The organism is Ramlibacter tataouinensis, from assembly GCF_001580455.1.
Lineage (GTDB): Bacteria > Pseudomonadota > Gammaproteobacteria > Burkholderiales > Burkholderiaceae_C > Ramlibacter > Ramlibacter tataouinensis_B.
In genome coordinates, this window is record NZ_CP010951.1 from 2648035 (window position 1) to 2661427 (window position 13393).

Below are 13393 nucleotides of genomic sequence, written 5' to 3' on the forward strand. Positions count from 1 at the left end.
CAAGCCCCGGCGCGCACGGGCCCGGTCAGGAGATCGGGAACAGCCGCCCCGCCGTCCATTTCAGCCAGTCCAGTCCGGTGCGGCCGGCAGACTTGCGGACGATCAGGCCGATCGAGGTCGAGACGAAGCTTGCGATCTGGATCTTCAGGTGCACATCGTGCTTGTACGGCGGCAGGTCGATGAACCGGTCCGCGGCCGTCCTTCCCGGGCGGAAATCCACTTCGATCTGGTGGCCCTCGCGGCGCAGCCGCCGCACGATGTCCTCGATGTCGCGGCGGCGATAGAGCACGGTGGCGCCGGTTTCGACGGTGGGGCCGTTCGACGATACGTTGTACTCGGTGGTGTGGACGGCGATGCCGCCGGGCTTGAGGCAGCGCATCGAATTCAGCACGAACCGCGCGCCATGCTCCAGCGAGCCCAGGTGCTCGAAGGCGCAGGCCGACCAGACGAAATCGAAGCGGCCCTCGAATTCCGGGTCGATCGCGTTCATGTCGGCGAATTGGAAACGGACCCGTTGGCGCAGCGCACCGTCATCGCACAGGCCCCGCTTGTTGATTGCCGCGAAACCCTCGGCATGTTGTGCGGTTTCGATCCAGCCCCGCGCCTGCGCCTGCTCCGAGAAGAGGTCGGTGGCCAGGATGTCGGCGCCGCAGCTCGCGAACGCGGCGGTGAGCGGCTCCTGTCCGACCGCGAAGCCCAGGCCTTTCCGACCCGGCTCGAGCATGCCCCGCTCGGCCAGCGCCTGCGAGATGAAGCACCACTCCCACACCTTGCGGTGCAGGTGCCCGGGGGCCTCCTTCAGCCGCTGCGCCCATCCCTGCAGCGAAGGCAGCATCAAGGTTTCCTCGGTGGCGAGGCAGGACTTGAGCAGGGTGGCAGTCATGGCGGCGGTGTGTTTCCGGCGCATCATCTCCGGGGCGCGACGCCGATAACATTGTCCGATTCACTTTGTCACCACTTCATGACCGCACCCGAATCCCTGATACAGAGCCTTGCACCTGCGGGCCGCCTGCGCGCCTCCATCAACCTGGGCAATCCGATCCTGGCCGGGCGCGACGCGGCCACCGGCGCTCCGCAGGGCGTGTCCATCGACCTCGCGACGGCGTTCGCGGCGCGCCTGGGCGTGCCGCTGGAACTGCTGGTGTTCGACACTGCGGCCAAGTCGGTCGATGCGGTCTCGGCGGGCCAGGCCGACATCGGCTTCTTCGCGGTGGACCCCAAGCGCGGCGAGCACATCGTCTTCACCGCGCCCTACGTGCTGATCGAAGGCGCCTACCTGGTGCGCGAGGATTCGCCGCTCACGGCCAACGAGGAGGTCGATCGCAGCGGCACGCGCGTGGTGGTGGGGCAGGGCAGCGCCTACGACCTGTACCTCAGCCGCGAACTGAAGAACGCCGCCATCGTGCGCGCGCCCTCGTCACCGGCCGTGGTGCCGCATTTCCTGGAGCAGGGCGCGGAGGTCGCGGCTGGCGTCAAGCAGCAACTGGAAGCCGACGCCCGGCGCATCGGCGGCCTGCGCCTGCTGCCGGGGCGCTTCATGGTGATCCAGCAGGCCATGGGCTGCCCGCGCGCCCGCGGCCCCGGGGCCGCGCAGGCGCTGGCCGCGTTCGTGGAAGACATGAAAGCCGCCGGCTTCGTGCAGCAGGCCCTGGCGCGGCACGGCGTTCAGGGGGCCAGCGTGGCCCCGGCGGCCTGACGGTCGCTCAGTCGGCTCAGGCCGGCTCGGGTTGCAGCAGGCCCTTCTTGGCCAGCAAGGGCTCGATCTTCGGCGGCCGGCCGCGGAAGGACTGGAAGGCCAGTCCCGGCTCCAGGCTGTTGCCGGCGGCGTAGATGCAGCGCTTGAGGCGCTGCGCCACCGCCGCATCGAACGGATCGCCCGCCTCCACGAAGGCACCGTAGGCGTCCGCGTCCAGCACCTCGGCCCACAGGTACACGTAGTAGCCCGCCGCATAGCTGTCGCTGGAGAACAGGTGCTGGAAGTGCGTCAGGCGATGCATCACGCCGGTCGCGTGCGGCAGGCCGCGCTCGCGCAGCACCTGCGCCTCGAACGCCGTCCAGTCGCCGATGGCGGCCGGGTCCGGGTGGCCGTGCGCCGCCATGTCCACCAGCGCGCTGGCGCAGTAGCGCACCGTGTCGTAAGCCTGGCCGAAGCGGCGTGCCGCCTGCAGCTTCTGGATCAGCGCATCGGGGATGGACGCACCGGTTTCCACATGCCGCGCATGGCGCCGCAGCACCTCGGGCTCGGAGGTCCAGTGCTCGAACAGCTGCGAGGGCAATTCGACGTAGTCGCGCAGCACGCTGGTGCCCGAGAGCTGCTGGTAGGTCACGTCCGAGAGCAAGCCGTGCAGGCCATGGCCGAACTCATGGAACAGCGTGCGCACGTCGTCGAAGCTCAGCAGCGTGGGCTCGCCCTTGGCGAAGTTGTTGTTGTTGACGATCACCGGCGTCGTGACGCCGCCGTTGCGCGACTGCACGGCGAAGCTGCTCATCCAGGCGCCGCTGCGCTTGCTGGGACGGGCGAAGTTGTCGTGCACGAACAGGCCCACCGGCACGCCCTGCGCGTCGTGCACCTCGTAGGCCTTGACGTCGGGGTGGTACAGCCGCAGGTCGGCGCGCGGCGTGAAGCGGATGCCGAACAGGCGCTGCGCGCAGTCGAAGGCCGCCTGCACCATGGCGTCGAGGGCGAAATAGGGCTTCACCTCGGCATCGTCGACGGCGTAGTCGCGCTGGCGCACCTTCTCGGCCCAGTAGCGCCAGTCCCAGGCTTCGATCCGGCCCGAAGCGCCGGCGGCGCTTTGCGCCGCCTCGAGCGCGGCGCGTTCCTTTTCGACCACGGTCTTCGCGCGCGCCCAGACGTCGTCCAGCAGCCGGTACACCGCCGCCGGCTCGCCGGCCATGCGGTCCACCAGGGCGTAGTCGGCGAAGCTGGCATAGCCATGCAGCCGCGCCTGCTCCTGTCGCAGCACCAGGATGCGCGCGATCAGCGGCCGGTTGTCATGCTCGCCGGCGTGCTCGCCGCGCGCCGCCCAGGCCCGCCAGGCCTGCTCGCGCAGGTCGCGGCGCTCGGAGAAGGTGAGGAAGGGCAGGATCATCGAACGCGACAGGGTGATCGCGTGACCCTCGCCGGCGCCGCGTTGCGCCGCCGCCTCCTTCGCGGCCGCGCGCAGGAAGCCGGGCAGGCCGGCCAGTTCCTCCTCGCCGCGCAGCACCAGCTGCCAGCTCGATTCGTCGTGCAGCACGTTCTGCCCGAAGGCGGTGGTCAGCTGCGCGAGTTCCTGCATCACTTCCTTGTAGCGGCGCTGGGCATCGGGCGCGAGCAGCGCGCCGGCGCGCACGAAATCGAGGTGCACGCGTTCGAGCAGGCGCAACTGCTCGGGCGACAGGGCCAGCCGGGCGCGCTGCTCGTGCAGCGCCTGCACGCGCCGGAACAGGCCCGCATGCATGTAGACCGCGCTCTCATGCGCGGCCAGCGGCCCGGCCATGCGCCGCTGCACCGCCTGCAGCTCGGGCGAGGTCTCGGAGGCGCACAGGTTGTGGAACAGGGCCTGCACGCGAAACAGGAAGCGGCCCGAGCGGTCGAAGGCCGCGACCGTGTTGTCGAAATCCGGCGCCTGGCTGCCGGCGGCGATCGCATCGAGCTCTTCGCGCTGGGCCTGCATGGCCGCTTCGAAGGCGGGCTCGAAATGCGCCGGCTGCACGCGCTCGAAGGGCGGCACGCCCCAGGGGCCCTGCCAATCCGAAAACAGCGGGTTCGCGTCGTGGGATGAATTCATGCGGTACTTCTTGCTTTGGCGGATGAGATAGGGCGGCCATTGTCTCGCGATCCGGCGAGGCCCGTGGCGCCGGGGGGAAGCTCAAGCTGCCTGTAACCCTCGCTCTGCTTGCAGCGGCGGCGCCCTGCTGGTGGAATGGCTCGCAACAATTCTCCAGGAGGCCAAGATGGCCAGGACATTCAGTCTCGCCCTGCTTTTCGCGTTGGCCGGCTGTGCAGGCGGTACAGAGTTCCGGGTCGACTACCAGTCCCCCTGCGCCGGCAACGAAGCAAGCTACCAGTGCCAGATCTACCGGTACCAGAACGCTCACTAGCAGCCACCCGGCGCTTCGCGCGGCGGATCCCGTTGCGATAGCCGACGCATCTCGACCGCTGCTGCGCCCGCCGGCAGCCAACGCGCGCTCGCGTTAATCTAGAGTCCGTTCCCGAGCCGCCCCGAGCTCGAACAAGCCTTGAAGGTTGGGTGATGGACTCGCAACTGCTGCTCGCCTACTACGGCGACGATTTCACCGGCTCCACCGATGCCATGGACGCCCTGACCACCGCGGGCGTGCCCACGGTGTTGTTCCTGGGGGCCGTGGACGCCGAACTGCTGCGGCGCTTTCCCGGGGTGCGCGCGGTCGGCGTGGCCGGCCACGCCCGCGGCCGCTCGCCCGCATGGATGCGCGAGCACCTGGCACCGGCGCTGGCGCAGCTCGCCGCCCTGCGCGCGCCGGTCCTCCAGTACAAGATCTGCTCGACCTTCGATTCCTCGCCCGAGATCGGCTCCATCGGTTGCGCGATCGACCTGGGCGTGCCGCTGCTGCCCAATGACTGGTCGCCGCTGGTGGTCGGGGTGCCGCGCCTGAAGCGCTATCAGGTGTTCGGCCACCTGTTCGCGGCGGTCGATGGCGAGGGCTGGCGCATCGACCGGCATCCGACCATGTCCAGGCATCCCGTCACGCCGATGCACGAGTCGGATCTGCGCCTGCACCTGGGCCAGCAGACCGACCGGCGCCAGGCCTTGATCGATTTCACCCGCATCAAGCAGGGCGAGGCCGATGAAGCGCTGCGCCTGATCCGCGAGGGCGGCGGCACCCCGGTCGTCCACATCGACGTGCTGGACGAGGAAACATTGCGCGAGGCCGGACGCCTGGTGTGGGAGCATCGCGGCGAGGGCCTTTTCTCCGCGTCCTCCTCGGGGCTGGACTACGCGCTGACGGCGCATTGGCGAGCCAGCGGCGTGATCGGGGCGCCGCCGGAGCTTCCTCGCGCCGCGGCCGCAGGGCCGGTCCTGGCCCTGTGCGGCAGCTGCTCGCCGGTCACCGCCCGGCAGATCGAATGGGCCCAAGGGCAGGGGTTCAGCACGCGAAGAATCGACGTCGCGCAGGTGCTGGCCGCGCGCCCCGGCGAGCGGCAGGCCGTCGTCGATTTCGCGGTGCAGGCGCTGGAGCGTGGCGAAAGCCCGATCCTGTTCACCGCCCTGGGGCCGGATGACCCCGCGGTGCGCCGGTTCGACGAGCATGCCGCCGCGGCCGGAATGTCGCGCAGCGAAGCCGCGGTTCGCACCGGCGAGGCCCTGGGCGCGATCGCCGGCGAGATCGTGGGTCGCTGCCCCGGCTTGCGGCGCATCGCGGTGGCCGGCGGCGACAGTTCGGGCGAGGTGGCGGCGGCGCTGGGCGTGAAGGCGCTGACCATGGCTGCCTACCTGGCCCCGGCAGCGCCCCTGTGCCGGGCCTGGTCCGGCGACGCTCGCATGGACGGCCTGGAGCTGGTTCTCAAGGGCGGCCAGCTGGGGGGCACCGACTTCTTCGGGCGCGTTCGGGATGGCGTGCCGCCCGGATAATCGAAGCGCAGCAGTTTCTTCCGTCCCGTCGAACCCGCGCATCCGGCGGGCCGCACCAAGGAGACAGACAGCATGGACAAGAACGTCGGTGTCATCGGCCTGGGGGCCATGGGCGCAGGCATGGCCGCCTCCTTGCGGCGCGCCGGGCTGCGGGTCCACGTTTTCGATGTTCGCCAGCCCGCCGTTGCCGACTTCGCGCGCGATGGCGGTGTCGGGTGCGCCAGCCCGGCGGAGATGGCCGCGCACTGCGATGTGATCGTGAGCGTCGTGGTCGACGCGCGCCAAACCGAGTCGGTGCTGTTCGGGGAGAACGGATGCGCGGCGGCCATGAAGGCCGGGAGCGTGTTCGTGATGTGCTCCACGGTCGATCCCAAGTGGTCGGCCGGCATCGAGGAGCGCCTGCTGGCGAAGGGGGTGCATTACCTCGATGCCCCCATCTCCGGCGGGGCTGCCCGGGCGGCCAAGGGCGAGATCACGATGATGACCGCGGGCCGGCCGCAGGCCTACGCCGCCGCCGGCGGCGTGCTCGATGCGATGGCCGCGAAGGTGTATCGGCTGGGCGATCGCGCGGGCGCCGGCAGCAAGGTCAAGGTGATCAACCAGCTGCTGGCCGGCGTTCACATCGCCGCCGCCGCCGAAGCGATGGCGCTGGGCCTGCGCGAAGGCGTGGACGCCGCGGCCCTGTACGAGGTGATCACCCACAGCGCCGGCAACAGCTGGATGTTCGAGAACCGGATGCCGCATGTGCTGGCCGCGGACTACACGCCTTTGTCCGCCGTCGACATCTTCGTGAAGGACCTGGGCCTGGTGCTCGACCTGGCCCGTTCGTCGAAGTTTCCGCTGCCGCTCTCGTCCACCGCGCACCAGATGTTCATGCAGGCGTCCAGCGCGGGCTTCGGCCGCGAAGACGACAGCGCGGTGATCAAGATCTTTCCCGGCATCGAGCTGCCCGGCAAGGCGCAGTAGCCCCCAGGGTCGACCATGGACACCGCATTCCTGCGCGAAGAGATCTGCCGGGTGGGCCGCTCCCTGTTCGAGCGCGGCTACGCCCACTCCACCGCCGGCAACATCAGCGTGCGGCTGGACGAGCCGGAGGGCGGCGGCTTTCTCATCACCCCCACCGATGCCTGCCTGGGCTTCCTGCAGCCGCAGCAGCTGGCCTGGGTGGATGGATCGGGCCAGCAGCGCGCGGGCGACCGCGCGAGCAAGTCGCTGGCGCTGCACCGGCGCATCTACGAGGCGGCGCCGGAAGCGCGCTGCGTGATCCACACGCATTCGACGCACCTGGTCGCCCTGACTCTGCAGGGCGTCTGGAGTCCCCAGGACATCCTGCCGCCGCTGACGCCGTACTACGTGATGAAGGTGGGCCACGTGCCCCTCGTTCCCTATCACCGTCCGGGCGATCCGGCCGCGGGCGGGATGGTCGCTGAGCTGATCGCGCAGCAGCAGGGGCAGGGCCGCACCCTGCGTGCCGTGATGCTGGAGCGGCTGGGCCCAAACGTCTGGCACGACAGCCCGGCGGCGGCGATGGCGGTGCTGGAGGAGCTGGAAGAGACAGCCCGCCTGTGGCTGGTCTGCGGTCGCGCTGTGCCGCCGCTGTCAGAAGAACAGATCGAGGAACTGCGGCGGCACTTCGGCGCGCCTTGGTGAGAATGTGGCTCACCTGTCGAGCGCCACGGGGCGGCGCAATGTACGCCGCGAGCAGCTCAACTGCGCGGCTGCTCCTGCGTAATTCAACGGCTTGAAATCGGTGTAACCACAGTCTCGGCAGTAGCCAGGCTCGCCTGCCGAGCCTGCGGCCGGAAACTCTTGTGCCATCAACGGCTGCGCTTGGTTGACTTCATTGCTTGCGACTTAGCTCGGCGCCGGATGGGTCCTACGACGAACTGACGGTTTCTAACACTCCGAAAAGCACGGCCGAGATTTACTGCGGCTCAGGCTGTACTGCAAGCGACACGGTACTGGCTGAGGCGCTGGGAGGGAGGTGGTTCGTGCCGTCCCGCGCACTGCTTTTGTCGCGGTTCATTCATGGAGACCATGATGCGTACCTTGAAGACTGAAGAACTGGAACTGGTCGCTGGTGGAGACCAGCCGCCGGAGAACACCAAGAAGGGCAACAACGGTTGGGGCAACGGCGCCGAAGGCCTCAACAACGGCTCCGACGAGGGTGGCACGGCGGAAAGCAAGACCGCCGAAGCCGGCGAGCAAAACCAGCACGACGAGCGTTGATCCTCGTTTGTGCAAGCGGCGCGGGTCCGTTCACAGGACTCGCGCCACGTCGCTTCACGGTGTCGTCGTCGAAAGACGCCGGCACCCGTAAAGCTCAGTGACGCCAACTCAGGTACCGGCGATGGCAGATCAAGCACATCCTCCCGCAAACTCGAGCCTGACCGAAGGCCAAGACGACCGTTGGGTGCCGGCTGTCGCCGCACGCACCGTCGCCCCGCCCGCGGGCGCGGAGGTTCGCCTGTTCCGCTCGGAGGTGCTGGAGGCGCGGCAGACTCAATGGCTCGGCACCGTGATGCTGGCGCCCCGGACTTCCTTCCGTCTGTTCACGCTCGTGGGCGTCATCGCCGCCGCAGCGATCGTCGCCCTGCTGGGTTTTGGGGAATTCACGCGCACAGCCCGCGTCAATGGCTGGCTTCTGCCGCACGACGGCGTGGTCCGCGTGCAGGCTCCGCGCCCCGGCATCGTCGGCGCCCTCGAGGTGAAGGAGGGATCCCAGGTGCACAAGGGTGACCGCTTGTTGACGCTCTCCGACGAACTGCAAAGCACGCGCCTCGGGGCCACGCAAGCGCAGATCACGCAGCGGCTCAGTGAGCGCCGCGCCAGCCTGGCCGAAGAGCGCCTGCAGCAGCAACGCCTGCTCGCGCAGCAGGATCGCGCGCTGGCCACTCGCGTGGCGGCCTTGCGCTCCGAAGAGGAGCAGGTCGTGCGTGAGATCTCGCTGTTGCGCGAGAGGATTGACATCGCGGACCGTGCCGTCGCGCTGCACCGCAAGTTGTATGAAGAGGGTTTCATCTCCGACCTGAAGCTGCAGCAGGTTCAATCTGAGCTGCTCGAGCAGCGTGGCCGGCTAGCCACGGCCGAGCGCAGCCGGCTCGCCACGGCGCGCGAGCGCATGAACGTCGAAGCCGAACGGGCCGACCTGCCGCTGAAAATCGGACGCGACACCGCGCAGCTCGAGCGCAGCATCGCGGAACTCGAGCAGGAACGCGCCGAGGCCGAAGCGCGGCGCGAAATCGTCGTCGTCGCGCCCCATGACGGCACGGTGACCGCCATCCATGCCGTGGCAGGCGCGAAAGCCGATACGGGCACGCCGCTGCTGTCCATCGTCCCACCGGACAGCCGGCTCGAGGCGCACCTGTACGCCCCGAGCCGCAGCATCGGTTTCGTGCGGGCCGGCCAGCAGGTGCAGCTGCGCTACCAGGCCTTCCCGTACCAGCGCTTCGGCCACTACGAGGGCGTGGTGACGGCGGTCTCGCGGGCGGCGCTGAGCCCGGCCGACCTGCCGGTGCAGCTGTCGGGGCTCACCGGCGTGACCGGCGCCGCGGCCGGCGCCGCGGCCGATCCGCTCTACCGCATCACGGTGAAGCTCGCGAGCCAGACCGTCACGGCCTACGGCGCGCAGACGCCGCTGCAGCCGGGTATGACGCTGGAAGCCGACGTGGCCCTCGAGCGGCGGCGCCTGTTCGAATGGGTGCTCGATCCCTTGTACGCAGTGACCGGAGGGCGTCGCGGATGAATGCGCTCGACAAACTCGCCATCAACTGGGGATCCCGGCTGCCGATGGTCATGCAGACCGAGGCTGCCGAATGCGGCCTTGCCTGCCTGGCGATGGTCGTCGGGTACCACGGCCAGCCCTGCGAGATCTCCGAGCTGCGGCGGCACCTTTCGGTCTCCCTGAAGGGAACCAGTCTGAAGCAGTTGGTTGGCATGGCCGAGCGGCTCGGCCTCGCCGCACGTCCTGTGCGGCTGGAGCTGGACGAACTCAATCAACTGAGCACGCCGTGCATTCTGCATTGGAATTTGCAGCACTTCGTCGTGCTCGCCAAGGTCACGGCCGACGCCATCGTGATCCACGACCCGGCGGTCGGCGTGCGGCGCTTGCCGATGGCCGCAGTGTCCCGGCATTTCACCGGCATCGCGCTCGAATTGACACCGGTGGGCGAGCTGGCACCCGCCAGGGAGCCTGCGCGCGTTCGCCTGCGCTCGATCCTGGGGCGCGTCACCGGGTTGCGGCGCTCGCTCGGACAGCTGTTCGCACTGGCCCTGGCGATCGAGGTGTTCGCGGTCATGAGCCCGCTGTTCATGCAGTGGGTGGTCGACCATGCCCTGGTCAGCGCCGACCGCGACCTGTTGCTCGTACTGGCGCTCGGCTTCGGCATGCTGCTGCTGTTGCGAACGATGGTCTCCGTCATGCGCGGCTGGATCGTGATCGTCCTTGGCGCCTCGATGAAGGTGCAGGGCCGCACCAACATCTTCAGCCACATGATCAACCTGCCGTCGTCATATTTCGAGGCTCGCCATCTCGGCGACGTGGTGTCGCGCTTCTGCTCGCAGGACACCATCCTCCAGGCGATAACCACCGATGTCGTCGAAGCGGTGCTCGATGGTCTGCTGGTGAGCGTGACGCTGGCGATCATGTTCCTGTTCGCGCCGAGCCTGACGCTCGTCGCCATCGCCGGCGCTTTCCTGTACGGCTTGCTGCGCTGGGTGTCCTACACGCCCATGCGCCAGGCCTCGGCCGAGGCGATCGTCTGGGGAGCGCGGCGCGACACCCATGTTCTCGAAACACTGCGTGGCGTCAAGACAATCAAGCTGTTCAACGGGCAGGACAGCCGGCGCGCCCGCTGGATGAATCTGCTCATCGAAGCGACAAATCGCCAATTGACGATGCAGAAGCTGCAGTTGATCGTTCGCACTGCCAACCTGCTGCTGGTCGGCCTGCTCGCCATCGTGGTGGTCTGGCTGGGGGCCAACCTGGTGCTTGAAAAGCAGATGTCGATCGGCATGCTGCTCGCATTCATCATGTACAAGGACCAGTTCCTTGGCCGCGTCAGCAACCTGATCGACCGCGCCGTCGACCTGACGATGCTGCGGTTGCATGCCGAGCGGCTGGCGGACATTGCGCTCACAGAGCCCGAACCGCGCGGCGCTGTCGCCGACGCTGACGCCTGCGAGACCGCGCGGCCCGTGGCGATCGAGGTGCGCAACCTGCGCTTCCGCTACAGCGAGACCGACCCCTGGGTGCTCGATCGCGTGAGCTTCCGGATCGAGGCCGGCGAGACGGTGGCAATCGTCGGCGCCTCCGGATGCGGCAAGACGACGCTGCTCAAGATCCTGGCCAGCCTGCTGCCGCCCACCCAAGGCGACGTGCAGGTCGATGGCCAGTCGCTGGCGAGCCTGGGCGCGACCCGCTGGCGCTCGATGATCGGCGTGGTCATGCAGGACGACCAGCTGTTCGCCGGGTCGGTCGGCGACAACATCTGTTTCTTCGCCGACCAGCCTGACCAGCGCCGGATCGAGGAGTGCGCGCGCCTGGCCGCGCTGCATGACGAGATCGCCGCCATGCCGATGGGCTACCACACGCTGATCGGCGACATGGGAACCTCGCTGTCGGGTGGCCAGAAGCAGCGCGTGCTGATTGCGCGAGCACTGTATCGCCAGCCCGGCGTGCTGCTGCTCGACGAGGCGACCAGCGACCTCGACGTCGGCAACGAAAAGCTGGTCAACGCGGCGATACGCGCCACGCGGGTGACACGCGTCATCGTCGCGCACCGGCCCGAGACGATCCGCTCGGCCGATCGCGTGATCAACCTCGACGAGATCAGTGGCCGCAGCGTGGCTCACCTGTCGGTGTTGCCCGGCGCCGGCCGCGGAGCCGGAATCGCGGGACCCACGTCGCAGATCGGGGCCACATGAGCGCTGCAGGGCAGGATTCCAAACCGGTCGCTCCTTCCCTGGGAAAAGCTGACGCGCGCGGCAGCTTCACCGAGGACATCGCACGCTGGAGAGCCTGGGACCGCTTTCTCGCGGCGACTGCTGAAACGGGGTTCATGCAATCGTCGGCGTGGGCGCAGTTCCGCTCGCTTTCCGGATGCGAGCATTTCGCCGTCACGGTGAAGGACGGCGACGCGATCGTCGGCGGAGCGCTCGTCGGCAGGTGGAACTCCGGGCCGGGACGCTGCTTCTACTACGTGCAGGAGGGGCCGGTGCTGCCCTCCGATGAGGCAGGCGCGGCCGAGGTGTTCGACGCCGTTCTGGCCAGCATCGAGCGGCATCGCCAGGCCGAGGCCGCGACGGTGAGCCACCTGCGGATCGAGCCGCGCTGGCAGCGCTTGCCGGACTTCGTGCGTGGGTTCCGGCCGTCGGCATCTTCAGACGACCGCTTCTCCGAGCCGCGCCAGACGCTGTGCATCGACCTGCGCCCCGGCGAAGACGAGATCCTGGCCCAGATGAAGCCCAAGGGCCGCTACAACGTTCGCGTTGCGCGCAAGCATGGCGTCACGGTCGTCAGGGACAACTCTTACCAGGGCCTGGTCGATTTCATGCGCATTCAACGCTGCACGACCTTGCGCAAGGGCATGCAGCCGATGCAGCCCGGCTACTTTCGCCAATTGCTCGCGGAGCTCGTGCCGCGCGGGCAAGCCTCTCTGTACTTTGCCGAACATCGCGGGCGGCGCCTCGCCACCGCGCTCGTCGTCAACTTCGGCAGGCGCGCGACCTATCTCTTTGGCGGTTCGCTCCAGGCACAGCGCCGCGTGATGGCGCCGTCGCTGCTTCACTTCGAGATCATGCGCAGGGCCAAGGCGGCCGGCTGCGAGTGGTACGACCTGTGGGGCGTGGCACCGCCAGACAAACCGGACCACGCCTGGCAACAGATCAGCGAGTTCAAACGCAAGATGGGCGGCGTCGAGGTGCGGCTCGTGCCGACGCTCGACTACGTCTACGACGCGGCTGCCTACGACCGGTTCCGAGTCGCGGAATGCGAAAGGGCAGCAGCTCCTCCCAAACCTCATGCGCCGGCGTCCGGAAGGGAGCGCCCGAAGCGACACAGCCCGCAAGTGCCGGAGCGGTCGGCATCGTCCGTACCCGCGGTCCATGCGGACCGCGTCCTGGCCGGCGTCAAGCTGTTCGAGCCGGCGATCCCGCGCCGCGAATTCGACGCGCTGCGCTATGCCATCCCGGAAAGCCACATCCGGGGCCTGCTGCAGGAGGGGTTCCGCTTCTACCAGACGACCTTCTGGTATCCGCTGGACCGCCCGCCGGAGAACGTCTTCGAGGACATCGTCCAGAAGTTGAGGCCGCTGGCCCAGCCCTCGAAAGACGTGATCGGCGTCGAGTGGTGGTTCAGCGTGACGCAGACCGAATCGACGCCGCAGTGGCTGCTGCCCTGCCATTTCGATCGCAGCGATCTGGATGAACAGGATGTTCGCAAGATCAGGCACCCGGAAACGGCGAGCGTGCTATTTCTCAGTTCGGTGCCGTACGGCGAGCTGGTGATCACCGACCAGGTGCTGGGCGACAAGGGGCCGCTCCCGCCGCAGCCCAGGGACATGCGATTCGTCAGCCCGAAGGCCAACCGCTACGCCACCTTCCCCGGCCAGCTGTACCACGGCGTCATCGGCCGCATGTGGCGCCCGGCGAAGGGGGAACCCAGGCTGCGCATCGCGATGGCGGTGAACTGGTGGACCCAAAGGCCGGAAGCCGCTTACCTGCAGGACTCGCGCGGCTGCATGACGGCCTTGCATCTGCACGGCTGAGCCGCGATCGGCGTTACACGTTCCCGGCCC

The 13393-nt window shown here is 68.6% G+C and carries 9 protein-coding genes and 1 pseudogene; 8 read left to right on the forward strand and 2 right to left on the reverse strand.

From position 1 onward, the window contains the following. Positions 1-25: 25 nt before the first annotated feature. The gene (locus UC35_RS12730; protein WP_082793571.1) at positions 26-883 is read right to left on the reverse strand and encodes an SAM-dependent methyltransferase; all 858 of its coding nucleotides are present in this window, start codon (positions 881-883) and stop codon (positions 26-28) included. Between the two features lie 78 nt (positions 884-961). Here UC35_RS12730 and UC35_RS12735 point away from each other — a divergent pair, with 78 nt between their 5' ends. Next, positions 962-1696, forward strand: a complete 735-nt coding sequence (locus tag UC35_RS12735; protein ID WP_061500205.1) for an ABC transporter substrate-binding protein — start codon at positions 962-964, stop codon at positions 1694-1696. Between the two features lie 16 nt (positions 1697-1712). On the opposite strand, the gene UC35_RS12740 is transcribed toward UC35_RS12735, so the two are convergent. Further along, a complete protein-coding gene (locus tag UC35_RS12740; RefSeq protein WP_061500209.1) occupies positions 1713-3773 on the reverse strand; it encodes a M3 family metallopeptidase in 2061 nt (686 codons plus the stop codon). A gap of 465 nt (positions 3774-4238) precedes the next feature. Between UC35_RS12740 and UC35_RS12745 the strand changes: the two genes are divergently transcribed. The 7 genes and pseudogenes from UC35_RS12745 to UC35_RS12775 all read left to right on the forward strand — a co-directional run bounded on the left by UC35_RS12745 (position 4239) and on the right by UC35_RS12775 (position 13363). Further along, positions 4239-5597: a four-carbon acid sugar kinase family protein gene (locus UC35_RS12745; RefSeq protein ID WP_061500213.1), complete on the forward strand. Its 1359-nt coding sequence runs from the start codon at positions 4239-4241 to the stop codon at positions 5595-5597. A 69-nt stretch (positions 5598-5666) separates the two neighbouring features. Further along, a pseudogene (gene ltnD, locus UC35_RS12750) lies at positions 5667-6563 on the forward strand (L-threonate dehydrogenase); the annotation flags it as partial. Between the two features lie 15 nt (positions 6564-6578). Continuing rightward, positions 6579-7247: an aldolase gene (locus UC35_RS12755; RefSeq protein WP_061500220.1), complete on the forward strand. Its 669-nt coding sequence runs from the start codon at positions 6579-6581 to the stop codon at positions 7245-7247. Positions 7248-7646: 399 nt separating this feature from the next. Then, positions 7647-7826 carry a hypothetical protein gene (locus UC35_RS12760; RefSeq protein WP_145979416.1) on the forward strand — a complete coding sequence of 60 codons (180 nt, stop codon included), beginning with the start codon at positions 7647-7649 and terminating at the stop codon, positions 7824-7826. Positions 7827-7947: 121 nt separating this feature from the next. After that, positions 7948-9342, forward strand: coding sequence for an HlyD family secretion protein (locus UC35_RS12765; RefSeq protein ID WP_082793099.1), 1395 nt, complete (start codon positions 7948-7950; stop codon positions 9340-9342). Continuing rightward, positions 9339-11522: a peptidase domain-containing ABC transporter gene (locus UC35_RS12770; RefSeq protein WP_061500227.1), complete on the forward strand. Its 2184-nt coding sequence runs from the start codon at positions 9339-9341 to the stop codon at positions 11520-11522. The genes UC35_RS12765 and UC35_RS12770 overlap by 4 nt, the downstream gene beginning before the upstream one ends. Continuing rightward, the gene (locus tag UC35_RS12775; protein ID WP_082793101.1) at positions 11519-13363 is read left to right on the forward strand and encodes a lipid II:glycine glycyltransferase FemX; all 1845 of its coding nucleotides are present in this window, start codon (positions 11519-11521) and stop codon (positions 13361-13363) included. Before UC35_RS12770 ends, UC35_RS12775 begins: the two co-directional genes overlap by 4 nt. The last annotated feature ends 30 nt before the right edge of the window (positions 13364-13393 follow it).